The sequence below is a fragment of the Bacteroidales bacterium genome, assembly GCA_016707785.1.
GTDB lineage: Bacteria > Bacteroidota > Bacteroidia > Bacteroidales > UBA4417 > UBA4417.
Genome location: JADJGZ010000008.1, coordinates 85,471 through 111,701, shown reverse-complemented (window position 1 = coordinate 111,701; position 26,231 = coordinate 85,471). Strand labels below are relative to the sequence as shown.

Genomic DNA, 26,231 nt, shown 5'->3' with positions numbered 1-26,231 from the left:
CTGTAAAAAAAATCAGGCTATCCTCAGGAATAGCCTGATTTTTTGAATTTAAAACTTACTCAACAATTAGCTTATTGGTATAAGTTTTCTCCCCAACCTTTACATTCAGAAAATAGATACCTGAAGAAAGGCTCTTATTGTCGAGTTGGAGTGTATGTCGTCCTGCACTTATCATTCCTAAATTACTTGACAACAATTGCTGCCCCGAAATAGAAGTAACAGAATAAGATACATTAAAACTCTTCTCAAGATTAAGGTCAAAACGGGTAACTCCCTGTGAAGGATTGGGATACGTATTGGAAACCACAACAACAGATGGTTTATTGAGTTCCTTAACTTCATTAAGTAAAGTTGAAACACTGAACATACTAATGAAGTTGTCAGTAGGTGTATCTTCATCTCCTTGAATGGCTAAACCAGGTTCATTATCATACTGATAGGCAAAATACCAGTTTTCACCATCTCCGGTTTGAGCTATTACCGGGAAAACGCATTCATCAAAAATATGGATAGGATCATTGGTGAGGTCAACAATTTGTCCCCAGGTCTGCGCATTATCACTGGAAGCCCTGGCAAAAATATGCCTGTACTGCTGAGAACCATTGTCAAATCCTTCAATAATGCTCGAATAAATCAGGATAGCATTGTTGTTGTCATCAAAAGCAATTTGAGGCATAGTTCCAAATGCTAAACCATAATTGCCATAATCATCCAGGATATCCAGGGATCCATTTCCATCCCAGTCAATGTTATAATAACCAATCAGGCTTCCATTAACATCAAGAAGGTCCGGATTAAGGATGTTCATTTGGTCACCACCTGTGAAAGTAGGCTGATCTTCATTCCAATAAGCAATTCCGGAAAGGCCCGGCCAGTAACTATAGGTATTGTCACCATTGAAAAGTACCCTGTAAACTCCAAAAACAACATGTAACTTTCCTTGCTTGTCAAACGACATATGTGCAGCTCCATCCGGCGCATATAATGTATCGGTGGCAGTAGTGGCAACATTTAACATAGGATATGGATGTTCCCAAACAACAGTTTTTGTCCAGGTATCACCGGCATCAGCCGATTTCATAATAAAAAGGTCATTCTTACTGTCAGCAACCAGGAAAGCTAAGTTATTTCCGAAAGGTTCAGCAAAAACATAAGAGTCACCTGAAAACCCATAATATGCTGTCGAATTCATAGCAGGATCAATATAATGCTGAATATCCCAGGTAGCACCCTGATCATTTGAGCGATAGTATAATAATGCCAGATCCTGACCTTCGTAAGCTGAATAGGTGGAAGCAAGAATATGAATGGTATCATGGTTGGCACCGGTTGATACAATTCTTGGCCAGGAGATATCAACTGCAGCTGCAGGTCCGGCTAAAATGGATTGAATCCATGCCCCGGTTCCTCTTGCTGCCCGCTTTGAAACAACCAGGCCGGCAGTGTTATGATGGGCAGCTACTATCTCACCATTACCGCATGGAGCATATCCCGGCCATCCGGTACGCTGTGTTTCAATCCTTGCTGTTGGCTCAGGGCCCCATTGTGTACCATCAAAATAATTATAACCGGTACCTCTTTCTGAATAACTGGCAGGTGTCATACCCCGGGTCCAGACAGTTGCCAGGAATCCATCAGGATACAGGTAAGTTCTGCCGGAAGGTGATCCCGAATTCGACTGCAAATCATACACAGTCATTCCAACCTGGGTTTCTGTAGCCAGTTCATAACGGGTTGCCTGGTAAGGAATAACCGTCTGACTGGGGTTCTGCGATTCCTTGATGCCTTTATTACATGCATCAGTAACCATATAATTCTTAACGGCAGCAGGTACTGTTGCCTTCTCCTGGGCAAATCCCCAGGCAGCTAAAAATGAGAACAAAAGGAGTAAGGTTCTTTTCATAGTATTATTTATTTAAAGTTATGCGTATGGTTTGCAATAGTGTAAAATTACATCATTTATTCTTAGCTATTCAACTATTCAGTCATATTTTAACCCTTAATGGCTTTCTCTTTCGTATCTCTGGGTATAATGGATGATCGCTCCGCTTCTGCATCTTCAGAAAACATCTTCCTGAACGTGATGTGTTTCTTGGCAAATGTCGCCCCCACTGATTCATGTAGCAGCCTCATCTTTGGATTAAAATCTCCTACCCACGAAAGCTCAACCTCTTCATATCCGGGAAAACGCTTCATCATCTTGTCCATATGCCAGAAAATGGCAGATTCAATTCCTGACTTCTGAAACTTTGTCTTTACCCCCATAATAGTTATCCTGGACCTGGTAAAAATATTCTTTCTTCCCTTTAACCCGATTCTCAGTTTGGCCCATATTGTGGGACGGCCATTAAAATACCTTAATAATTGGTTCACATCCGGAATCATAACCTCAAAAGCTATAGGCTCATTTCCATGATAGGCAAACCATATAAAATCCGGTATCATGATGGACTTCATTTCCTTAATGGTTTGCTCGAGCGCCGGCCGCTCTATCGGTGTAAAGTTTTCATGAAACTGCCATGCATCATTATATACTTCCAGAAAATCACTGATGAATGTATCAGATTCCTCTAATTTGAAATGTCGAAATTGATACTCAGGTTTTTGCCGGACCCAATCTGCAATCTTCCAGAATCTTTCCGGAAATGGTTTCCTCAAATTCAAATGATTCGTGACCTGTTCAAAATAAGGCCTGAAACCATATCCTTCAAATAGAGACCGATAATAAGGAGGATTGTAGTTCATCCCAAAACTCTGAGGCATAAACCCTTCTACCAATAGTCCCCAAAAATTATCATTCTCTCCAAAATTTATAGGGCCATCCATAGCTTGCATTCCCCTCGCAGCCAACCATTCCCGACTAATATCAAAAAGCATATAGGCAGCTTCCTGATCATTTACTGACTCAAAAAAACCTAAGCCTCCGGTGGGCTGCTGAAAAGTAAATGCCTTGCGCCTGTTAATGAAAGCTGCAACTCTTCCTGCCAACTGTTCATTCTCATCCAATAATATCCATCTTTTTGCTTCACCATGAGAAAAAAATGTATTCCTCGTGGGATCAAATACTCCATCAATCATACTGTCAAGCGGACAAATAAAATCAGGGTCGCCCTTGTATAATCTCCTGGCCACATCCAGGAAGATCCTGGCTGTTCTTTTGTCATGGACCTCTATCAGCCGGTATTTCATGATTTGAACAATTATTGCAGAACAAATGTAAAGAAAATTCATATTGACAAATGAAGGTTTTGATCTGACATTGATAACAAAGGATAACCTGAAATATAACCTAAATCATGGATGAATCATCTCCTGAAGGCCGGAAGGAATAATACAAAACAACTGAAAGACTCAAATCCAACCCTTGATCGAAAATCATTACCTTTGCAGCGCATTAGTTGTTATTGTAGTGAAGAAACTGCACCTGCTTATTTTGCGTTCATATGTCGGCCCCGGGATAGCCACATTCTTCATAGCGGTTTTCGTTCTGTTGATGCAATTCCTGTGGCGATATGTCGATGACCTTGTTGGAAAAGGCCTCGAATGGAATATCATTGCCCAATTGCTCTTCTATGCATCATTTACATTTGTCCCTATGGCATTGCCTTTGTCAGTGCTGTTGGCATCGTTAATGACTTTCGGCAACCTTGGTGAAAGGTATGAATTGGTGGCAATTAAAGCTGCCGGTGTTTCACTCAGAAAAATTATGATGCCTCTGGCAATCTTCGCATTTCTTTTGAGTATCGGGGCATTCTACTATTCAAATATTGTTTTCCCTTATGCTAACCTGAAGTTCAGAACGATACTCTATGATGTTCGCCAGAAAAAGATGGCCTTAAATATCAGGGAAGGTATCTGGTATTCAGGACTCGACGGTTATGTCATTAAAGTAGGAAAAAAAGATGAAGATAAAGTGACACTCCGCGAAATCATGATTTATGACCATTCCAAATTTCAGGGCAATACCAACCTGACAGTGGCAGACTCAGGAAGAATGGAACAAACTGAAGACGGCAACTTCCTCATGCTTACTTTATACAATGGTTCAAACTATGAGGAAAAAATGGGGCGGAATAGTGATCTCAAAAAACCATTCCAGCGTACATTTTTCGAAGAAGAGGTGATAAAATTTGATCTCTCCCAATTCAAAATGACCCGCACAAATGATGAATTCTTCAGAAGTGCTTACTATATGCTGAACGTGAAACAGTTAAACTATGCTGCTGACTCGTTGTCAAAAGATGTTCAAAAAAAAGCCAAAGACCTCAATCAATCCTTACTGAGTTATTACTCTTTCCTCTTGCGCTCCAACCTCACTGATAGCTCAATGTCTAAGCTTAAACCCGTGAAAGTTCAAGCTTTACTCGATGGCAGAAATAAACAGGAACAGCTCAAAATTGTTAACAATGCTTTGAGCCTGGCAAGAAATGCAAAAGGTTCATTCGAATTTAATCAGCAAAATATCAGGGATACCTCAGTACTCAAAGCGAGATATGAAATTGAATGGCATAGGAAATTCACACTTTCACTTGCCTGCCTTGCACTTTTCCTGATCGGCGCACCTCTTGGCACCATTATAAGGAAAGGTGGACTTGGAATGCCATTGGTCGTATCAGTTCTCCTCTTTGTAGCATACCATGTGATATCTTTTACCGGAGAAAAGGCGGCCAGATCTGGTGTAGCTGATTCCTGGAAAGGTATGTGGATCTCAACGCTGGTCTTTCTGCCTGTAGGTATTTTCCTTACCTATAAAGCCTCAACTGACTCAAACCTCCTGGATGCAGAGAAATACAAACTTCTGCTGGAGAAACTTATCCCTGGAAAATTCAGGAAAACCAAAAAAACGAATGAAGATTCTTCTTCTCTGCAATAAATCCCCCTGGCCCCTTCATGAAGGCGGACCTATCGCAATGTATGCCATTATCAATGGTCTGCTCGAAGCCGGCCACCAGGTTAAGGTATTGGCTGCCAATACCAATAAATATGCTGTTGACCCAATCACACTTCCTGAAGAATTTGCTAAAAATACCGGCATTGAATTTGCCTATATCGACCTGTCAATAAAACCTCTGGCCGCTCTCTCAAATTATATTTCAGGCACATCATATCATGTATCCAGATTCAGAAATACTGAGTTCGCTGAAAAACTCGAAAAGATTCTGAAAAAGGATACTTTCGATATCATCCAGGTAGAAATGCTTTATACTACCGTCTATTTGGATATTATAAGAAAGCACAGTAAAGCACCTGTGGTACTCAGGGCACATAATATTGAACATCTTATCTGGAAAAGAATTGCTGAAAATTGCCGTATCCCGTTCAAAAAACATTATCTCAATCAATTGTATCTAAGTCTGCGGGATTATGAAATGAATGTCATTAATAAAGTGGATGGCATAGTCTCCATAACATTTACTGATGCCGTTTTCTTTGGACGGAATGCCAGGAATGTGCCTGTTTTGGCCGTACCTTTTGGTATTGACCCTCAACACTACCCGGTCAGTACCCGCGATACTGCAACCCCTGACCTCTTCAACATCGGTTCAATGAACTGGATTCCAAATGCCGAAGGAATTCAATGGTTCCTGAATAAAGTCTGGCCGGAAGTAACGGCTAAAAACCCCGGAATTGAGCTTCACCTGGCAGGCCGCAAAATGCCTGAATGGATGCTTCATTTCAAAAGTCCGGGCCTGGTTATCGAAGGAGAAGTCCCTGATGCCAGGGATTTCATGAAACAACACGATATCATGATCGTTCCTTTATTCTCCGGAAGTGGTATCAGGATAAAAATTATTGAGGCAATGACTGCTGGTAAAGTAGTTATTTCAAGCACCATTGGAGCCGAAGGCATAGAATATAAAAACGGAGAACATCTTCTTATTGCTGATACCAGGGAGCAGTTTATTGAAGCTATCAACCGTGTGGTAAATGACAAACAATTTCGTCGGGAACTGGCTGAAAATGCAAGAAAGCTCATGCTATCACTCCACGATAACCATGTGCTTATTGAAAGATTGGTGAGCTTTTACCAGCGACTGATAAAAAACCATTGATCTGCCTCACAGAATCTCATTTTCACCCTTATTTCCAATAGTTTTTTAATTTTGCCATCAGGCAATACATGCAACCTGCCTTTCTTTAAGCATAGCCCGGAATGAAACTGATCATCCTCCTCTCACGTGTACCTTATCCTACTGAAAAAGGGGATAAACTGAGGGCATTCCACCAAATCCGGACGCTTGCAAAGAATCATGAAATCACCCTAATTGCTTTATCTGATCAGAAAATTCATCCCAAAAGCATTGAAATCCTTCAGGAATATTGTCATAAAATTCATGTTTTCAAACTTTCTAAACCGGGACTCTTATTCAATATCATCAAGGTACTTTTCAATGGGAAACCCTTCCAGGTAGGCTATTTCTTCAGATCCGGAATACTTAAAAAGATTCAGAAAATTGTTTCTGACACCAATCCTGATCATATTTTTTGTCAACTTATCCGTATGGCAGAATATGCAAGGCTTTTACCTCAACAAAAAACCCTGGATTACCAGGATGTTTTTTCCATGGGCATGAAACGTCGGCTTTCTAATTCCCCTTTATTTATGAAGCCGCTTTATTTCTGGGAATATAAGAGGCTTCTGAAATATGAAAACTTTGTTTTTAACAATTTCAATCACAAAACCATCATCTCTGAACCCGACAGGGAACTGATCCCGCATGAAGATAAAAATCAGATTGTTGTTATACCAAATGGCGTTGATTCTGAATACTTTAAACCCAGGCAGTCCAATAAAAAGTATGATGTGGTTTTCACGGGTAATATGGGCTATCCTCCAAATGTGGACGCAGCAGAATATCTTGCCAAAGAAATTATTCCCCTTCTAAGGCAAAGAATTCCTCTGGTCAGCCTGCTATTGGCTGGAGCCAACCCTCATCCAAAAGTTAAAGCATTGGCAGCAGAAAATATCACAGTTAGTGGCTGGGTGCCGGATATCAGGGAATGCTATGCCTCCTCCCGTGTTTTCATTGCCCCTATGCGTATAGGTACCGGACTGCAAAACAAACTCCTTGAGGCAATGTCAATGCAGATCCCTTGTATTACATCACCCCTGGCAAACAATGCCCTGGGTGCAACCGAAAACAAAGAGATCCTGGTAGGCTCAGCTACAGAAGAATTTGCAGAACATCTATATCAACTCCTTACTAATTTGACTCTTGCACATTCTATAGCTCTTAATGGACAACAATATATTCTGAAAAACTATAACTGGGATTCTTCAACCTCAGCTTTGGAAAAACTGTTTATATTGAAATAAGGACAAAACAAAAACAGGTTTCAACGGATAATTAAAATAACAAGATTGGATTTTTCTTATGAGCGACGACAAAAAAATTATTTTTTCAATGGTTGGGGTCGGAAAAATTTTCCCTCCTAATAAACAGGTTCTGAAAAATATTTATCTCTCCTTTTATTATGGTGCCAAAATTGGCATCATCGGCTTAAATGGTTCAGGTAAATCAAGTCTGCTCAGGATCATTGCCGGACTTGACAAATCATTTCTTGGAGAGGTAGTCTTTTCTCCGGGATATTCTGTGGGGATTCTTGAACAGGAACCTCACCTGGATGATGCAAAAACGGTGAAGGAGATTGTTCAGGAAGGTGTTCAGCCAATTGTTGACCTGTTAAAGGAATATGAAGAAGTGAATAATCGCTTTGCAGAGCCTTTAACTGATGATGAAATGGATAAACTGATCACCAGGCAAGGTCAGCTTACTGAATTACTCGATCATCACGGTGCCTGGGAACTGGACACAAAACTGGAAAGAGCAATGGATGCCTTACGTTGTCCGGATGGAGATACATCCATTGCCGTTTGCTCCGGTGGTGAACGTCGCCGGGTAGCACTTTGCCGCTTATTGCTGCAGGAGCCGGATATCCTCCTTCTCGATGAACCTACCAATCACCTGGATGCAGAAAGCGTCGAATGGCTCGAATTGCATCTTCGGCAATATAAAGGTACTGTAATAGCCGTGACCCACGACCGTTACTTCCTCGACAATGTCGCAGGTTGGATTCTTGAACTCGACCGGGGTGAAGGAATTCCATGGAAAGGAAATTACTCTTCCTGGCTCGAACAAAAGTCGAAACGACTTGAAATGGAAGAAAAAACTGAAAGCAAACGCAGGAAAACGCTCGAAAGAGAACTAGAATGGGTAAGAATGGCTCCTAAAGCCCGCCATGCAAAAGGAAAAGCCCGTCTGACATCCTACGAGAAATTGCTGGATGAAGATGTAAAACAAAAGGAAGAAAGGTTGGAAATATTTATTCCAAATGGCCCCAGGTTAGGTAACAATGTGATAGAAGCTGCAGGTGTATCAAAGGCTTTCGGCGACAAACTACTCTTCGAAGATTTGAATTTTGCACTGCCTCCCGGCGGAATTGTGGGAATTATAGGACCAAACGGGGCCGGTAAAACTACCTTGTTCCGTATGATCATGGGATTGGAAACTCCTGATAAAGGGGAATTTAAGGTGGGAGAAACTGTTAAAATAGGCTATATCGATCAGGCCCACTCCTCCATCGACCCTGAGAAAAATGTTTGGGAAGTCATCTCCGAAGGAAATGAACAACTACAAATGGGAGGCCGGTTAATCAATAGCAGGGCCTACGTTTCGCGTTTTAACTTCAATGGCCCCGATCAGGGCAAAAAAACCGGGATACTTTCAGGCGGAGAAAAAAACAGGCTACACCTGGCTCTCACCTTGAAAAGTGAAGCAAATGTTTTACTTCTCGATGAGCCCACCAACGACATCGATATCAATACGCTACGCGCTCTCGAAGAAGGCCTGGAAGATTTTGCAGGCTGCGTTGTAGTTATCTCTCACGACCGTTGGTTCCTCGACAGGGTGGCTACCCATATCCTTGCGTTTGAAGGAAATTCACAGGTCTATTATTTCGAAGGCGGATATACCGATTATGAGGAAAACAGACGGAAACGCCTTGGAGATGAAGGACCTAAGAGAATTCGGTACAAAAAACTTCTGGCTTAAACCAGGAATCTTACAATCACTCAAATGATTAAAATTACCACCACACTGCTGGATGAAGTTTCTTCAAAAGCGAAGTCATCGCATCGGCTGAGGATGAATTATAATTTCCATCCTGAATTATCTGACCCCGTTCAACGCCTTCTGAATGCCTTGGAACCATGGACTTATATTCGGCCGCACCGGCATGAAAATAAGGAAGAATCTTTCGTGATTCTCAGGGGTACAATTTTAGCAGTAACATTCAATAATGATGGAACGATCAGGGATCATGCCATACTTAGCTCTGATCTTGGAACTTATGGCGTTGAATTTGAAGAAGGATGCTACCATATGCTTACCGCCCTGGAGGCAAACTCTGTAGTTTACGAAATTAAAGAAGGGCCCTTTATTCCTCATTCAGAGGGGTCTTCAGCTCCATGGGCTCCTCCCGAAGGTTCTGTTGATGCAAAGACTTTTCTGCAATCGGTATTTACCAGGCTCAACATCATCAGTCCTGAATGAAAATCAAAAAGAATCATTTACAACTTATTATGGCATTACCCTCAATACCCAAAGGTACACGTGACTTCTCACCTTCCGAAATGGCAAGGAGGAATTACATTTTTGATACAATTCGTAGCGTTTTCAGACTATATGGTTATGAACCTATCGAAACACCTGCTATGGAAAACCTTTCCACTCTGTTGGGGAAATATGGTGAAGAAGGTGATAAACTAATCTTTAAGGTACTGAATTCAGGTGATTTTCTCTCAGGAACCGATGATTCTCTTCTATTATCGAAAGACCCTGGGAAAATCCTTCGTTCAATCAGTGAAAAAGGTTTAAGGTACGACCTCACTGTGCCTTTCGCAAGGTTTGTTGTGCAACATAAAAATGAATTGATATTCCCCTTCAAGCGATACCAGATTCAACCTGTTTGGCGTGCAGATCGCCCGCAAAAAGGAAGATACCGGGAATTTTATCAGTGCGATGTTGATGTAATAGGCTCTACATCCCTTCTTTATGAAGTGGAACTCATCCGCATCACCGATGAAGTATTCAAAAGGCTTGGTATCCAGGTGGTCGTTAAAATAAATAATCGTAAAATATTAGCCGGAATAGCTGAAATTATTGGAGAACCTGACAAGATCATCGATATCACTGTTGCTATTGATAAACTTGATAAAATTGGCGTTGATAACGTAAATAAGGAACTAGCTGAGAAGAATTTGAGCAGCGATAGTATTGAAAAACTACAACCGATACTCTACCTGGAAGGAACCAATAGGGAAAAATTGCAGCAATTAACTTCAATCCTGCAATCATCAAACATCGGATTAAAAGGAATTGAAGAACTTGAAAAAGTGTTTACCTATCTTGAAGCCATTCACCTTAATACTCAGGTAGAATTGGACCTTACCCTCGCCCGTGGACTGAATTATTATACCGGTGCCATACTTGAAGTAAAGGCTTCAAATGTTCAAATGGGCAGTATAAGCGGTGGTGGCAGGTACGATGACCTTACTGGAATTTTCGGATTACCTGATGTATCTGGCGTGGGTATCTCATTTGGGGCCGATAGAATCTATGATGTTTTGAATGAATTATCTTTATTTCCCAAAGGTACAGAACAAGCCACTAAAGTGCTTTTGGCTAATTTCGGCGGATCAGAAGAAATTGAAAGCCTTCGCTTTCTTACTCAACTCCAGCAGGCAGGGATTTCAGCTGAATTATACCCTGAAGCAGCAAAGATGAAAAAACAATTTGGCTATGCTGATTCAAAGAAAATACCTTTTATGATCATCATTGGTAGCAATGAAGTTGCAACTGGCATCTATCAAATGAAAAATATGATTACTGGAGAACAAGGTGCATATAACCCTGAAAAAATAATTGAAATACTTCTCGGAAATTAATCACAATATGATCTTTAACTGGAATCTTAATTTTATTGTTCAAATCAACAGGACCAGCCTGTAATTTTGGGCTTTACAGGGGCAAAACTCTGTTAACTGTTTTTGTATTTATCATGAACAATATACTTTAAATGATTCCTTTATATGAATACATTTTCAATTGACTCAACATTGCTGTCTTTCGATCTGATCAATAAAATCATATCTGATAATACACGTATTGAACTCTCATTCGCTGCGAGAGAAAAAATAACCCGGTGCAGAACCTATCTGGATGAGAAAATAAAGAACCAAACAGAGCCCATCTATGGAATAACTACCGGATTTGGATCTTTATGCAACCGGTCCATTTCCATTGAAGATCTCGCTCAACTCCAGAAAAACCTGGTCATCTCCCATGCATGTGGTATTGGCGATCCTGTTTCTAATGAGATCGTTCAATTGATGCTGCTATTGAAAATATATGGATTATCCATTGGCAAATCTGGAGTTCAGATTGAAACCGTTCAAAGATTGGTTGACTTATATAATCATAAGGCCTATCCTGTTGTAAGGGAATTAGGATCCCTCGGTGCATCAGGAGATCTTGCCCCCCTGGCTCACCTTGTTCTCCCTTTACTGGGATTGGGAGAAATTAATCACAATGGTAAAACCCGCCCTTCATTGGAAATAATGCAGGAATTAGGGATTCCTGTGATTGAACTACAATCAAAAGAAGGTCTCGCCCTGCTCAATGGGACACAATTTATGAGTGCCCACGGGGTAATGGTTGTTCTGAAAGCAATGCGCCTGATTAAACTTGCCGATATCACAGCTGCAATATCTATTGAAGGATACAACGGCAGAATCGATCCTTTCAGAGAGGAAATTCAAAAGGTACGACCTCATCCTGGTCAAATTGAAACAGCCAGGAATATTCGGGCAATTCTGGCTGACAGCAAACTGATTCAAAAACCAGGTAAAGCTGTTCAGGACCCTTATTCATTTCGGTGTGTTCCGCAGGTTCACGGAGCAGTAAAGGATACACTAAACCATGTTTCTCAGGTTATTCAACGGGAAATAAATTCAGTTACTGATAACCCAACCCTTTTCCCCGATGAAGATCTCATCCTTTCTGGAGGAAACTTTCATGGTGAACCTCTGGCATTTGCAATGGATTTTCTCTCAATAGCCTTGTCGGAACTTGGAAATATAGCTGAGCGCAGGGTCTATAGATTAATTTCAGGACAACGAGGATTGCCGGAATTTCTCACTCCTCACCCGGGACTGAACTCAGGTTTTATGATCCCTCAATATGCTGCTGCATCCGTTGTTAGCCAGAATAAACAACTCTCCACCCCTTGCTCTGTAGATTCCATTACATCATCCAATGAACAGGAAGACCACGTCAGCATGGGAGCTAATGCTGCCACCAAAGCCCTTCGGGTGGTGAAGAATGTAGAACGTATTATCGCAATTGAACTCATGGTCGGAAGCCAGGCTCTTGAGTTTCGAGGCATGAATGAAACCTCTTCCTTCCTGAAGACATTATTGTCAGAATACAGGAAAACCGTTCCATTTATTGAGGATGATGCATTAATGTATAAGATGATGGATAACTCCTATGAATTCACTCAGAAACGGGATTTTACGATTCCTTCCATCTGATTTTTGTAACTCATCTTGACCCTTTTTAAAAACAAAGTTTAAGAATTAGTTGGAGGGAATCATTATTTTTTGAAATTTGCCGCTATTGTTAATCCAATAACACATTTAGCATGACACTTATCATAACCGGGAACGGACTTAGTATTGAAGACGTTGTCAATGTTTCACGTCATAACCAGAAAGTAGAATTGCATCCTGATGCCATTACCCGTATCGATAGGTGCAGAGCAATGCTGGAAAAGAAGATCCTTGCCGGAGAAATTATGTATGGAGTGAATACAGGTATTGGTGAATTTTCAGAAGTCGTTCTGACTGATGACCAGGTGAAAGATTTTCAGAAATACCTGATCTATAATCATGCAGCCGGGATTGGCGACCCCATGCCTCTTGAGTATGTCAGGGGTGCAATGCTTGGCAGAATCAATGTTCATGCGCATGGGAATTCAGGCTGCAGGCTTGAAATCACTCAAACCCTGGTGGATATGCTAAATAAGGGAGTAACCCCTTATGTTTGCCAGAAAGGTTCAGTAGGCGCTTGCGGAGACCTTGCACCCATGTCACAAATTGCTCTTTTAATGATGGGTGAAGGGAAAGCATACTTCCAGGGCGAACTCCTTGAAGGGAAAGAAGCGCTGAATCTTGCGGGAATCCCTGTTCCCGGACTGCAGGCACGTGACGGACTCGCTACCATCAACGGCTCTAATGTACTCACTGCGATGAGTGCAATCTTTCTGTTTGATGCCAATAACTGGCTAAAACAGGCTGAAATTGCAACATCAATGTCGCTGGAAGCATTAAAAGCAAATATGAAACCTTACCTGCCACGGCTTCATGAAGTCCGTGGTTTTGCCGGAGCTGTCCGTTCTGCAGCTGCCATAAGGAAAATGGTAACAGGCGGTGACCTGGCCGAAGGTCGTGTAAAATGTAAAGTACAGGATGCCTATAGCATGAGATCAACCCCTCAGGTAATAGGCGCCGCGCATGATGCACTTAAATATGCCCGTTCTCAGGTCGAAATTGAATTGAATGGCGTAGGAGATAATCCAATCTTTTTCCCGGAAGAAAATATTCAATTATCCGGGGCTAACTTCCAGGGCTCTCCGGTTGCAGTCCCAATGGATATGGCCGGGTATGTAATCACTATGGTAAGTGTACTGAGTGAGCGAAGAATGAACCGTCTCAATAATCCAGCCCTGAGTGTTGGACTCCCTGCTTTCCTCACAAAAGGTGCCGGAATGTTCTCCGGATTAATGCTGAGTCAGTATACCGCCGATATGCAGATTGTTGAACAACGTATACTATCTGCACCTGCTTGTATTCAATCTATTCCTGCAGCAGCTGACCAGGAAGATTTTGTCAGCATGGGAATGAATACTGCAATTAAGAATTTCCAGATACTGGACAATGCATACGGTATATTAGGAATTGAACTAATGGCAGCCGCTCAGGCCCTGGACTTCAGAGAATATAATTTTGGCCCCGGAGTGAAAAAAGCACATGAAGTGATTCGTCGTTATGTTGAATTCCTTGAAGTCGACCGGCCTCTCTATAACGACCATAATGCAATGAAAAAACTGGTTAAGAGTTGCGAAATTCTTGAAGAAGTTGAAAAAATCGTAGGTAGCCTGGAATAAGGAAACACCTCATTATACAAGAAAATGTCTGAAAATCAAATTCCATCTGACCCTTTATTCCAGGCTCAAAGAATCAGGATTCTGAAATTTCTTTGTATCCTCACATTTATTGGAAGTGGCCTGGGAGCTTTCGCTTATGGAACGATTGGCGCCTTCTACAATTTCTTCCTTACTCTGGAACCTAAAACCTGGGACACCGAGCAACAAGACCTTATCAAACTACTTCTTTCCGGTGGAAGATTTTTCCTGCTAACAAGCGGATTGTTATATATGATCGCTTTCATTGGAGCAATATTAATGTGGCAACTTAAAAAAGTGGGATTCCATTTCTATACAGCTTCCCAGATCATGATCCTGATTTCACCGCTTCTGTTTATCAAGGGTTTCAATATGCCCACCATTAACGTTCTGCTTACTGCCATGTTTATTTTCGCATACTCATCATTTCTTAAAATAATGCGCTAATATTCAGTAATTCTACTATTACTGCTTTTTACCCGGTAATTAACAGTCTTCAGACGGTAAATTCTTCATTCCCTCTTTTCAGCCTTTCAACGCAATTTCTTCTGATTTCATCGAATTCTTTTTTCGATGAAAAATCCATGATTTACATTTGAAGATAATATCCAAAGAAAAGCAGGAAATACTTATGATGCTTTATGAGTGATGTTTCCAGGGCATCTTTTAATAGAAGCACTAAGTGATTGAATGTATTATAAAGAAATGGTATATCACTTCAAAGTTTAGAAAATGTATGCACATACTTTTTGTAGAAAAATTAAAGAACAATTTTAAAGATAGTCTCAACTGGTGGTTCGGTTGAGGTGGTTGGTTAATTCTGAGGCTGGCATTTGTCAGCCTCTTCTATTTGTGAATAAATATGTTAATTACTAAAATGCAACAAGCACTTTATTGATCTTAATAATGACTAATTTCATATTGTGAAATACAATCGCTAAAGTATAAATGCATTTTTTTTACTGAAACTATGTAAAAAAAAGAATTTTATGCCATTTTGTAAATTATCTTTACTCGGAAAGCTAGACAATTAAGCATTAAGTGTAAATTTTTTTTTTACTTTCTAAAGTTTACTAAACTTTATTAAGTAAATTCACGCGATTTTTAACAATACTTAACAGTTGATTAATGATACGTTAATAAACCAGCGAATTGCCTATGATAAACATTAAAAGCTTTGTTTAAAATTTCAACCAATCTAACCAACCATCTAACTAATCAAAACCACCAGTTTATGAGAAAACTAAGCATTTTGCTTGCACTGCTGCTTTTTACCGGCATGCAGGTGCTTGCACAACGAACAATTACAGGTAAAGTTACCAGTGCCGACGACGGCAACGGTATACCTGGTGTTACAGTTCTTATTAAAGGAACCACATCAGGCACCTTGACTGACATTGACGGCAAGTACCAGTTAACTGTCCCTAAAGACGCTACCACTTTGGTTTTTACCTTCATTGGGCTGAAAACCACTGAATTGGCAATCGGTGCATCTAACGTTATAGATGTGGTATTGCAAAGTGAAGCACAAATTGTAGAAGGTGTTATTGTCACAGCTTTGGGTATCTCCCGTGAAAAAAAATCCCTGGGATATTCCGTACAGGATGTTAAAGGCGACGAAATTTCTAAAGCAAAGGAAACCAATATCATTAATTCTCTCAGTGGTAAGGTGTCCGGTGTACAAATCACCAACGCTTCCGGTGCAGTAGGTTCTTCTTCAAGAATCGTTATCCGCGGAGCTTCCTCACTCAAAACCAACAGCCAACCACTTTTTATTGTTGATGGTATTCCTCTCAGCAACTCAGAATTCAGTGGCGATGGTACTGATGGTGTAAACAGGGGAAATGGTGCCGCCGATATTAACCCGGATGATATTGAAAGTATCTCCGTTCTTAAAGGACCTAATGCTGCCGCTCTTTATGGTTCATTAGCTGCAAATGGTGTTGTGCTTATTACCACCAAAGCAGGTTCATTAAGTTCAAATATGCGAAAAGCCAAAGGCCTTGGCGTTGAACTTTCCAATTCAACCACTTTTGAAACTCCGCTCAGACTCCCTAATTATCAAAATGGATACGGACAAGGCTCTGCTGGTCAATTTGAATACGTTGATGGAGCCAATGGAGGTGTAAATGATGGAGTTGATGAAAGCTGGGGCCCAAAAATGGATGCTGGTTTACTTATTCCTCAATATGACTCACCTGTTGTTGATGGTGTCCGTCAACCTACTCCCTGGATTTCACATCCTGATAATATTAAAGACTTTCTGGAAACAGGTACCACTTCAACAACCAATGTTGCTGTATCAGGCGGGAGTAAAGATGCCAGTTTCAGGCTTTCATATACCAACATGAACCAGAAAGGGATGCTCCCAAACACCGATTATAAGAAGAATACATTGGCTATCGGGGCATCAGCAAATCCAACGGAAAAACTGAATATCTCCGGTTCTGCAAACTATGTTATGGCTAATAGCGAAAACCTTCCAGGTTACGGTTATGATGCTCAAAACGTTATGCAACAATTCATTTGGGCTGCACGCCAGGTTAATTATACTGACCTGAAAAACTATTACAATGAGGATGGCTCAAAATATAACTGGAATTACAATTACCATAATAATCCCTATTTCACTCTCAATGAAAACACCAATAAACTGGACAGGGATAGAATTTATGGAAACGCAAAGGTTCAATATCAGTTTACTGATCATTTATCAGCATTTGTGAGAACAGGTGTGGATGGTTATAATAACCTCAACACTGAAAGAGCCGCTTTCAATGATATCGATAACCCTTACGGATATTATACTGAATCTCTCTCTACCTTCAAACAAATCAACAATGACTTTCTCATCATGTTCGACAGTAAGCTAACTCAAAACTTAGGCTTTACTTTGAATGCAGGGGGAAGTTCAATGAATCAGTTCTATCACCAGACATTTGGCGCTGCTGATGAACTTGCAGTAGCCGATGTTTATACACTTACAAACTCTAGAGTTGCCTTACGTACCACCAGTACCGACCGCCAGAAAAGGATTAACAGTTTATACTTCTCCGGTCAATTCTCATACAATAACTACCTCTTCCTGGATTTCACAGGCAGAAATGACTGGTCGAGTACTCTGCCAGATGGCAAGAATTCATACTTCTACCCTTCAGTTACAGCTAGTGGTATAATCACTGATATGTTGAGCGTTAAATCAAAAACCTTATCATTTGCTAAAATAAGGGCAAGTTGGGCAAAAGTAGGTAGTGATACCGATCCTTATTCCCTCCTGCCAGTACTAAGCTTTGGAGACGGCTGGAACTCAGCAACAAAATATCTCAACCAATTCGTTCCTAACAACCTTCCTAATGCTGATCTTAGCCCTCAGTTCACCCATTCAATAGAATTGGGCGCTGAGTTTAAATTCCTCATGGATAGGATTAGCCTGGAAGTTACTTATTATGACACCAAAACCACTGACCAGATCATCAGTATCCCTGTTTCACCTGCATCCGGATATACCTCCAAGACTATCAATGCCGGTGAAATCCGTAATAAAGGGGTTGAAATTTCTCTCGGTGCTACTCCATTTAAAGATCCTTCAGGATTTAGCTGGAATGTTAACTTCAACTTCGCTAAAAATAATAATGAAGTTGTATCACTTGCTCCTGGTGTTGAACAATATGAATTAGGTACCTATTGGGATATAAAGGTTATGGCTATTCCTGGCCAGCCTTTTGGATCATTGTATGGTGCTGACTTCCTCCGTGATGATGATGGTAATATCATCCATCGTGCCGGAGTTCCTGTTAAAGGTGACCTGAAAATCCTAGGTAATTATCAACCGGATTGGGTAGGTGGTTTCTTCAACGAATTCAACTACAAGGGTATCACTGCAAGCGTCCTGATCGACATTCATATGGGTGGCGAAATCTATTCCATGACAAACGCCTGGGGCAGATATGCAGGAGCACTGGATGAAACACTCATCGGAAGAGAAGGTGGAATTGTGGGTGATGGTGTTAAAGAAACTACTGATGCTAATGGAAACATTACATACGTTCCAAATGATGTAGTTGTTACTTCTGAAGAATATAATCACGCTGCTTTCAGTAATAGTATTTGTGCAGGTAGTGTGTTTGATGGAAGTTATGTAAAACTCCGCGAACTTCGCTTTGGATACACATTCAAGAAACTTGGAAATCTCCCGCTAAACGACCTCACTATTTCAGTCGTTGGCAGAAACCTGGCACTCATTTACAGTGTAGTTCCCCATGTTGACCCCGAAACCTCCTTCAATCTTGGAAATGCCCAGGGTCTGGAATTCGGACAGCTACCATCAGCTAAGAGCCTTGGATTCAACATTGGCGTGAAATTTTAGTAACTCTTAAATTAGAAAACACATGAAAAAAATACGAATCGCCGGAATTGCTGTTGCCTTAACTGCAGTTCTTTTAATAATAGGTGCCTGCACAAAAGATTTTGAGTCGATCAATACCGACCCTAACAATGCAGGCCTTGAAAAAGCTGCCCCCGGAATGCTTCTCACCAGTGCTATCGAGAGTATGACCGACCGCGTACATGAAATTTTCGTAGGGGAAGAAATGGGGAATTGCTGGGCTCAGCATGAAGCCAAATGTCAATATACCGATGAAGATCGTTATATCTATCGTACTTCTGTTGTTAATGCAACTTGGTCAAGCTTCTATGCTGCAAACGGAATGGACGTGCAAACCCTGTACAATGTTGCAGTCGATCGTCAACATAACAACTATCAGGGTATTGCCCTGGTCCTCAAAGGATATATCTCCACCCTGCTTACTGATATGTTCGGCCCGGTTCCTTATACCGATGCCTGGAAAGGTTCTGAGAACACTCTTCCTGCATATGATTCACAGGAAACCATCTATAGGGATGTAATTGCCAAACTGGAAACCGCCAACTCACTCTTGAGTGAAGATGGTGGCGATATCGAAGGTGATATACTTTTTGATAATGATATTATGAAATGGAAAAAATTCGCCAACTCTCTGAGAATGCGTCTTCTCCTTCGTATGTCAGCTAAAGATGCCGCTTTTGTTACTACTGAAATGTCAAAAATGGTAGCAGATGCTGCAACTTATCCAGTTTTTGAAAGCAATTCCGATAATGCTGCTCTCCAATATCTCGGATCTGCTCCAAATAACCACCCGATAAACGAAAACAGGAAAACCCGTGATGATCATCGTGTTAGTAAAACACTCACTGATATGATGTGGACAAATTCACCTAATCTTGATTATAGGATTTGCCTCTATGCTGAGAAATCAGGTCGTGGAACACTTTTGAAGGAATGCCAAATGGTCTCACTTCTGCTAAAGCGCTTGCCTATAATGATGGCGGGATCAAAAATACATCGAAGGTTGGTGCTAAAGATTTTACTGGCCAGCTCCTCTTCCTGGTATGCTCATGAGCTATGCGGAACTTACAGTTCATTCTTGCTGAAGCCGCTTTCAAAGGATACATTCCAGGTGGTAACACAGCTGCTGAGGCCTTCTATTATGAAGGTATCTATGGATCCTATGCGCAATTTGGCGACGCTCTTGTCACAGCTGTTGATGGCTATGGATACCTCCCAATGGATGGTGCTACTACTGATTCATTAGCTGCTGATTTTATCGCCAAAGATGTGTTTGGCTGGGATCCTGCACATGCAATGGAACTTATCAGTACTCAACGTTGGGCAGCATCTTTCGACCAGGGCTTGCAAAGCTGGATCGAATGGAGAAGAACAGGTTACCCAGTGCTTACTCCTGCTGAAGATGGAATGAACGATGGTAAAATCCCCGTTCGCTTCCCTTACCCAACTGATGAAGCTGCCCGTAATCCAACCAATCTCTCAGCTGGCGTTGGACTGCTCGGTGGTGCTGATGATCTGAATACCAAAGTTTGGTGGGATGTTGACTAATCAGTCTCAAGTAATTTAATAACAACCTTAAAATTAAATCGTATGAAATCAAAAATAAATGTGTTCATTTTGATTTTTACAATGCTTGGGCTACTGTTTACAGCATGTAATAAATCAGAAGACCTCGTGACCGCCGATGTTAAAACCGGTGGACTCGTTAGTCCAACATCAAGCGTTCCCTATAAACTTGGAAATACACCTACAGTCGATCTGGTTGGTTGTCGTTCCTCAAGGACCCGGAATCACCACTATTGAAGTGTATAACGTGTATACCGCTATGCTGATGCCAGTAAATCAGAAGAAGTCTTAATGACAACCATTGATGTTGCAAGTGCAAATGCAACTGCTGAAGTCTCCAAGGAATTCTCAATCACTTTGCTGATTTAAGAAAAGACATCGCTGTCAAGGGTGATCCGTTGCCAGCAGATGAAAGTCTTAATCCTATTGGTGATTAATGGACACTTATCTATAAAAGTGTTATGGCTGATGGTAGGAGTGTTCTGAACAACTCTAAAACAAAGATTGCAGTAGCAAACCTTTATGCTGGCACATATCAGTGTGTTGGAGTATTCACCCATCCTACTGCTGGACCAAGGCCAATTGACGAAGAAAAATTCTTAACCCCAATTAGCGCCTATACTTGCAATATCCCTGCAGGCGACCTCGGAGGATCAGGCTATTTTGTTGATATTACAGTTGATCCTGTAACCAACGATGTATCTTTTTCAAATGGAGTACCCGTTGAAATCCTTGGTTCAACCACTGAACGTTCCTATTATGATCCAGCCACTGGCCATTTCTTCCTCCATTATTTCTATATTGGCGGAACAGGTGCTCGCGTAATCGATGAAGAGTATACTCCTTTATAGATTACCGGAAATAATCAATTCATGAAAAGAAGGCCGTCAGAAATGACGGCCTTCTTTGTTTTTACCTTGATTCTCAACATTTTTCAGAAGAAGAGTTTGTTATTTAATTGTTAAAAAAAATATATTGGTCAACCAATTGAGATCTTTCCTGTTCTATTCTTATTAATAATTATCTCTACTTGTATTACCTGTCATTACTCAGAATTTGCCGAAAGGTTCTTTATACTAAACAGAAATCACTTAAAAGTTTCACTCGGTAAAAAGCAAAGAATAACCGGTCAAATAGCTAAATCTTCGTTGAATTCATATAGCGATTATTAAAGGCTGCTTATCGAAAACATTTGATTGGAGTTATCTTGCTATACTACTTTTACATCACTGTTCATGAACAGTTAGAATTAAACTCAAACCTATTTTTTCATCAATCATTAAAAAGCTTGTAACATTTTTAAAAACATCACGTCATATGCTCGAAAAACAAAACAAGCATATTTATAAACACAGAAGTTCAATAACCAAAACTATGAAAACCTCACACATAATTATCACACTTGCTTCAATGTTCGTTCTTTCAGGTATTGCAATAGCTAATAGTCAGAATATCATCAGTCTGACAGGTAAAGGCGCTGAAGAGTTCAATCAAATCACAAACACCGTTACCAATGAGGATGGAGATAACGTAACCACCGAAAAAAGGAAACCCAAATCCAATACTCTTGATAATTCAAATCAGTCTCCTTTAATGGTGGCCGATTTCAATTATCTCAAATTTGATGTAAGTAAGTATATCACAGAAGGTGTTGAAAATGAAATCTCTGAATTACCTGAATCCAGCTTCGATTACCTGAAATTCGATGTAAATACCTTTACCGAATCAAATTCCATAAGTCTGGATGAACTTCCAGCCAATGAATTCGAATACCTGCAGTTCAATGTTAATGATTTCTACACACCCGGTTTTTCAAGTAAGGATAACCTTGGTGAAATGCCTGAAGCAGAATAGTTGAAAATAATTTTAGTACTTTCTGAAAGCCTTGCATATTGCAGGGCTTTTTTTATTCATATCCTTAATATTATTAGCATTGCAAAATGTAAAATGAATTACTTTTGCATATATTCAAGGTGTATATATCAAATCACCTGGATATTGTCCATGAAGGAATCAGTTGAAATGGGAAATTAAGGAGTTATAATCTTCATCAAATCACTTAAAATGTCTAAAGGTCGGGTCTTCTTTTCAAAATTCATGATCATCTTTGGTTATTTTATGGCAATTGTATATGTCGGTCTTGGTGCTTCCTTGTTTCTGAAACAGGTATTTCCCGGAATTCCCCCAAATCTCAAAATTGCCTTTTCCCTATTCTTCATAGCTTATGGTATTTTTAGATTTGTGAAAATGATCTCAAAACATCAGGAAAATGAGTCATAACATAAATACTCAGGATACATATAATGAAAACCAGGTAGGTTCCTTTATGTCCGACTTCATGTCCTATTACGAAATGTAACTGAAATTCCTAAAAAGATGCCAGCAAATCAATACATCTGCCCAATTATTGTTTCATGTTTGCTTCTTTTATTGGGTGCTTCATGCAACAATCCAATGGGAGTTCAGCAACTGGATGAAACACCCACACGTGGCCATACAAAAATTGTTGTTGATGAATCCTTTCAATTGCTATTGGATACCCAACTATTTACATTTCAATCACTCTATGTGGATGCCACAATAGATGCATCTTATAAGCCGGAATATGAGGTAATTAAGGATTTCATGAATGATTCTGTAAGAACAGTCGTCTTGACCAGGGATCTGACTAAAGATGAAAAGGAATACCTTACAGCCAATAATTTCATCCCAAGGACAACCATAGTTGCACATGATGCGCTGGCACTTATCGTAAATCCGGACAATGATAACTCACAGATACTTGTGCAACAATTTAACGATATACTTGCTGGAAAATTAACAAGCTGGGATCAAATCACTCCAGGACTGCAACAAAGTCCCATTAATGTAGTCTTTGATAATAATAAATCGGGAAATGTGCGTTATTTTCGCGAGAAATTCTCTTTGGCAGGAGAATTCCCATCGAACTGCTTTGCAGTGAATTCAAATGAAGACGTCATTGAATATGTTAAAAACAATAAAAGTGCTCTTGGGATTATAAGTGTAAACTGGATAAGCGATACACAGGACAGTATCTCACAACGATTCCTCAAATCCATAAAAGTTCTGGCAGTTGGCACAAACATTGATAATACTTGTAAACCTTTTCAGGGGTATATTGCTGAAGAATCTTATCCATTTTGCAGAGATGTATTCATGATCAGGAGAGAAACATTTTCAGGCCTGGGCTCAGGTTTCACCTCATTTGTTGCAGGTGATAAAGGACAACGGATTGTATTAAAATCAGGGCTTGTGCCCGCTACAATGCCTGTTCGATTAATTGAAATACATAAAGACTAACACTAGTTACGGGAGGAAATATGCGACTATTAACTGAGAAATCTTTCATTGCAATTTTACTCATAGCAAGCCTGCTTTGGAGAGGAACTGCTTTCAGCCAGGATTTGAATTCTGCTATTAACATGACGTATCAACAACAATTTGAAGCTGCTGAAAGTGCTTTTAATTCCTTGATCAAAGCTGATCCTACTAATGGTAAAAATTTCTATTATAGCGGAGAAAATCAACTTGCTTCCTACTTCATTGATACTGCAAATATTTCATTCAAAAAAATTGGCAAGCAAGCTGCGGAACGTTACAATCTTGGAATATCTGCTAATCCAAATGAAGCCCTTAATTATATAGGGCTTGGTAAGGTTTCACTGATTCAGAATGAAACCACCTTTGCAAAGGAAAACTTTGCAAAAGCAATGTCATTCCTTCCCGCCAAAAAAACCAAGTCAGGACTCTCAAAACCTGACCAGGCAACGATCCTGGTTCGAATTGCAGAAGCATATGTTCAGGTGGGAACCAGGGATACTGCCTTGGTTTTTGATCTTTTTAGAAGAGCGGAATCACTGGATAACAAAAACCCTGATCTTTTTCTGTTTCGTGGGGATTATTGGATTTATACCTTAAATAATGGCACACGTGCTGCTGAAAACTATCGCCGTTCACAAGACTTTTCACCTCAGTCCACAAGGGCAAGATTGAGACTAGGTCAGCTTTATACCCGGATTAAAAGCTATCAGGATGCTTTAGGCTATTATCAGGATGCCTTAGCTATTGATCCTTCTTTTGCTCCAGCTTACCTTGAATTAGGTTTTCTTTATGCCAAGACCAACCAATCTGACGAATCAAAAAAGTACTTTAAAAAGTACCTTGAAATGAGCAGTAGCAATATTGCTGCCAAAAGAAGGTATGCCAATATGCTCATCCAAACCGAAGACTACAAGGAAGCAATTGAGCAAATTACACAAATTCAGGCCTATGACTCTGTTTCATATAATGACCTGAACAGGGCGCTGGCCTATTCATATTTCGAGGAAAAACAGTATCCGCAAGCAAAGTATTATATTACTAAGTTTGTGGATAACTCACCTGTTGAGAAAATTACTTCAAAGGATTACCTGTACTTCGGAAGAATCCTGGTAAAGAATGGAATGGATTCTTTAGCCGCATTCAGGCTGACCCAGGCTTTCAAACTTGATACAACAAATACTGACCTGCTGAATGAAATTGCAGCCTCATATCTGAAATACAAAAAGTATGAAAATGCCGCTTTTGCATACCAGGAAAAGATAAGCAGGACAGGGGGAAGCACAAACGATTATTACAAAATGGCCCGCGCCTATTTTGATGCTAAAGTCTGGGGGCTGGCCGATTCAGCTTTGGCCGTTGTAAATAGAATGAGCCCTGACTTTGAACCGGCATATCTTTTCAGAGCAAGAGTTTATGCTAACCTTGATCCTGACACAAAAGAAGGAATAGCAAAACCATTTTATGAGAAATTACTGGAAAAAGCTACGGTAGATTCTGTGAAATATAATAAAGATATCCTTGAAGCATATAACTACCTTGGATACTATTATCTCGTGAATAAACAATACTGTGAATCTATCAGCTATTGGGATAAAATCGCTATCCTGGATCCGGCAAATGAAAATGCCTTGAGCGCTATTAAGGACTTAAAACCCAGGTGCCCGGAGTTCAAATCCTCTCGACCTTAGAAGGTTATTTATGGTGGACAGGTAAAATATTTGAAAAGGAGCATTTTTGTTTCGTAATTTGTTAAAACAATTATCTTTGCTTACCTTCAACACTATATAATCGTTGAATAATCAATTAAACCAGTCATAAATCTTTAATCTTTTTACAAATGAGCAATAACGGTCAAACGTTGAAAGAGGCATTCAGGTCAGCATTCGCTACCGCAGCTATTTTGATTGCTTTAGCAATCTCATTCCTGGTGTATTTCTATGTACTGGGAAATCCGATCAACTTTGAAGGAGGAAATCCAAAAGGGCACGGTTTGCCTGGCAATTACCTTGCCATCGTTTATAAAGGTGGTTACATTGTCCCCCTACTGATTTCCCTGATTCTCATCCTCTTAACTTTTACTTTCGAAAGAGCCTTCACATTAAGAAAAGCAAAAGGAACAGGATCTATCAATGCTTTTATTGTCAAGCTTCAGGGTCATTTAAATAAAGATGAGATTGATGAAGCAATCGTTAGTTGTGATAAACAGAAAGGATCTATTGGTAGCGTTATGAAAGCGGGTCTTAAGAAATATAAAGAACTTCAAACAGACACAAAACTTGATAAAGATCAGAAACTTGTTTCGTTACAGAAAGAATTCGAGGAAGCCACTGCCCTTGAACTCCCAATGCTATCCCGTAACCTGATCTTCTTATCCACCATTGCTTCAATTTCTGTACTTATTGGTCTTATTGGAACAGTATTAGGTATGATCAGGGCTTTTGCTGCTCTTGCACAAGCTGGTGCTCCGGATGCACTTGCACTTGCCACTGGTATCTCTGAAGCTCTTATCAATACAGCTTTCGGGATTACCGGCTCAACCCTGGCCATCATTCTTTATAACTACTTCTCAACTAAGATTGATGGATTAACCTATAAGATTGATGAAGCAGGATTCAGCCTCACACAGACTTTTGCCAGCAAGAATAAATAAGGCTATCAATTGTTTAAGATGCCTAACGGTACCTAGTACCCG

Annotated in this window: 20 protein-coding genes; 18 read left to right on the top strand and 2 right to left on the bottom strand. The window is 40.3% G+C overall.

Annotated elements, in window-relative coordinates; translation table 11 throughout:
• Positions 1-55 precede the first annotated feature (55 nt).
• Together IPH84_06440 and IPH84_06435 are read right to left on the bottom strand one after the other, a co-directional pair.
• Complete coding sequence (locus IPH84_06440; protein MBK7172862.1) at positions 56-1,903, bottom strand: T9SS type A sorting domain-containing protein; 1,848 nt, start codon at positions 1,901-1,903, stop codon at positions 56-58.
• 89 nt (positions 1,904-1,992) lie between these two features.
• Positions 1,993-3,189: a GNAT family N-acetyltransferase gene (locus IPH84_06435; GenBank protein ID MBK7172861.1), complete on the bottom strand. Its 1,197-nt coding sequence runs from the start codon at positions 3,187-3,189 to the stop codon at positions 1,993-1,995.
• 175 nt (positions 3,190-3,364) lie between these two features.
• Here IPH84_06435 and IPH84_06430 point away from each other — a divergent pair, with 175 nt between their 5' ends.
• From IPH84_06430 to IPH84_06345, 18 genes are all read left to right on the top strand, one after another.
• A complete protein-coding gene (locus IPH84_06430; protein ID MBK7172860.1) occupies positions 3,365-4,873 on the top strand; it encodes an LptF/LptG family permease in 1,509 nt (502 codons plus the stop codon).
• Complete coding sequence (locus IPH84_06425) at positions 4,848-6,053, top strand: glycosyltransferase (protein ID MBK7172859.1); 1,206 nt, start codon at positions 4,848-4,850, stop codon at positions 6,051-6,053. Before IPH84_06430 ends, IPH84_06425 begins: the two co-directional genes overlap by 26 nt.
• A 101-nt stretch (positions 6,054-6,154) precedes the next feature.
• Positions 6,155-7,318, top strand: coding sequence for a glycosyltransferase (locus tag IPH84_06420; protein ID MBK7172858.1), 1,164 nt, complete (start codon positions 6,155-6,157; stop codon positions 7,316-7,318).
• Between the two features lie 58 nt (positions 7,319-7,376).
• Positions 7,377-9,053, top strand: a complete 1,677-nt coding sequence (ettA, locus tag IPH84_06415) for an energy-dependent translational throttle protein EttA (protein MBK7172857.1) — start codon at positions 7,377-7,379, stop codon at positions 9,051-9,053.
• Positions 9,054-9,077: 24 nt separating this feature from the next.
• Complete coding sequence (locus IPH84_06410) at positions 9,078-9,554, top strand: WbuC family cupin fold metalloprotein (protein MBK7172856.1); 477 nt, start codon at positions 9,078-9,080, stop codon at positions 9,552-9,554.
• Positions 9,555-9,583: 29 nt separating this feature from the next.
• Complete coding sequence (locus IPH84_06405) at positions 9,584-10,948, top strand: histidine--tRNA ligase (protein ID MBK7172855.1); 1,365 nt, start codon at positions 9,584-9,586, stop codon at positions 10,946-10,948.
• Between the two features lie 144 nt (positions 10,949-11,092).
• On the top strand, positions 11,093-12,595 hold the full coding sequence (gene hutH / locus IPH84_06400) for a histidine ammonia-lyase (protein ID MBK7172854.1): 1,503 nt from the start codon (positions 11,093-11,095) through the stop codon (positions 12,593-12,595).
• A gap of 110 nt (positions 12,596-12,705) precedes the next feature.
• Positions 12,706-14,229, top strand: coding sequence for an aromatic amino acid lyase (locus IPH84_06395; protein MBK7172853.1), 1,524 nt, complete (start codon positions 12,706-12,708; stop codon positions 14,227-14,229).
• Between the two features lie 24 nt (positions 14,230-14,253).
• Positions 14,254-14,694 carry a hypothetical protein gene (locus IPH84_06390; GenBank protein MBK7172852.1) on the top strand — a complete coding sequence of 147 codons (441 nt, stop codon included), beginning with the start codon at positions 14,254-14,256 and terminating at the stop codon, positions 14,692-14,694.
• A 787-nt stretch (positions 14,695-15,481) separates the two neighbouring features.
• Positions 15,482-18,613: a SusC/RagA family TonB-linked outer membrane protein gene (locus IPH84_06385; protein ID MBK7172851.1), complete on the top strand. Its 3,132-nt coding sequence runs from the start codon at positions 15,482-15,484 to the stop codon at positions 18,611-18,613.
• 22 nt (positions 18,614-18,635) lie between these two features.
• Positions 18,636-19,877, top strand: a complete 1,242-nt coding sequence (locus IPH84_06380) for a SusD/RagB family nutrient-binding outer membrane lipoprotein (protein MBK7172850.1) — start codon at positions 18,636-18,638, stop codon at positions 19,875-19,877.
• Positions 19,850-20,179: a SusD/RagB family nutrient-binding outer membrane lipoprotein gene (locus IPH84_06375; protein ID MBK7172849.1), complete on the top strand. Its 330-nt coding sequence runs from the start codon at positions 19,850-19,852 to the stop codon at positions 20,177-20,179. Before IPH84_06380 ends, IPH84_06375 begins: the two co-directional genes overlap by 28 nt.
• Before the next feature lie 42 nt (positions 20,180-20,221).
• Positions 20,222-20,434, top strand: coding sequence for a hypothetical protein (locus tag IPH84_06370; protein ID MBK7172848.1), 213 nt, complete (start codon positions 20,222-20,224; stop codon positions 20,432-20,434).
• 224 nt (positions 20,435-20,658) lie between these two features.
• Positions 20,659-21,048, top strand: a complete 390-nt coding sequence (locus IPH84_06365) for a DUF4361 domain-containing protein (protein ID MBK7172847.1) — start codon at positions 20,659-20,661, stop codon at positions 21,046-21,048.
• 523 nt (positions 21,049-21,571) lie between these two features.
• Positions 21,572-22,051 carry a hypothetical protein gene (locus IPH84_06360; protein MBK7172846.1) on the top strand — a complete coding sequence of 160 codons (480 nt, stop codon included), beginning with the start codon at positions 21,572-21,574 and terminating at the stop codon, positions 22,049-22,051.
• Positions 22,052-22,573: 522 nt separating this feature from the next.
• The gene (locus IPH84_06355; GenBank protein ID MBK7172845.1) at positions 22,574-23,518 is read left to right on the top strand and encodes a substrate-binding domain-containing protein; all 945 of its coding nucleotides are present in this window, start codon (positions 22,574-22,576) and stop codon (positions 23,516-23,518) included.
• A gap of 20 nt (positions 23,519-23,538) precedes the next feature.
• Positions 23,539-25,227 carry a tetratricopeptide repeat protein gene (locus IPH84_06350; GenBank protein ID MBK7172844.1) on the top strand — a complete coding sequence of 563 codons (1,689 nt, stop codon included), beginning with the start codon at positions 23,539-23,541 and terminating at the stop codon, positions 25,225-25,227.
• 149 nt (positions 25,228-25,376) lie between these two features.
• The gene (locus tag IPH84_06345; protein MBK7172843.1) at positions 25,377-26,189 is read left to right on the top strand and encodes a MotA/TolQ/ExbB proton channel family protein; all 813 of its coding nucleotides are present in this window, start codon (positions 25,377-25,379) and stop codon (positions 26,187-26,189) included.
• Positions 26,190-26,231: the final 42 nt, after the last annotated feature.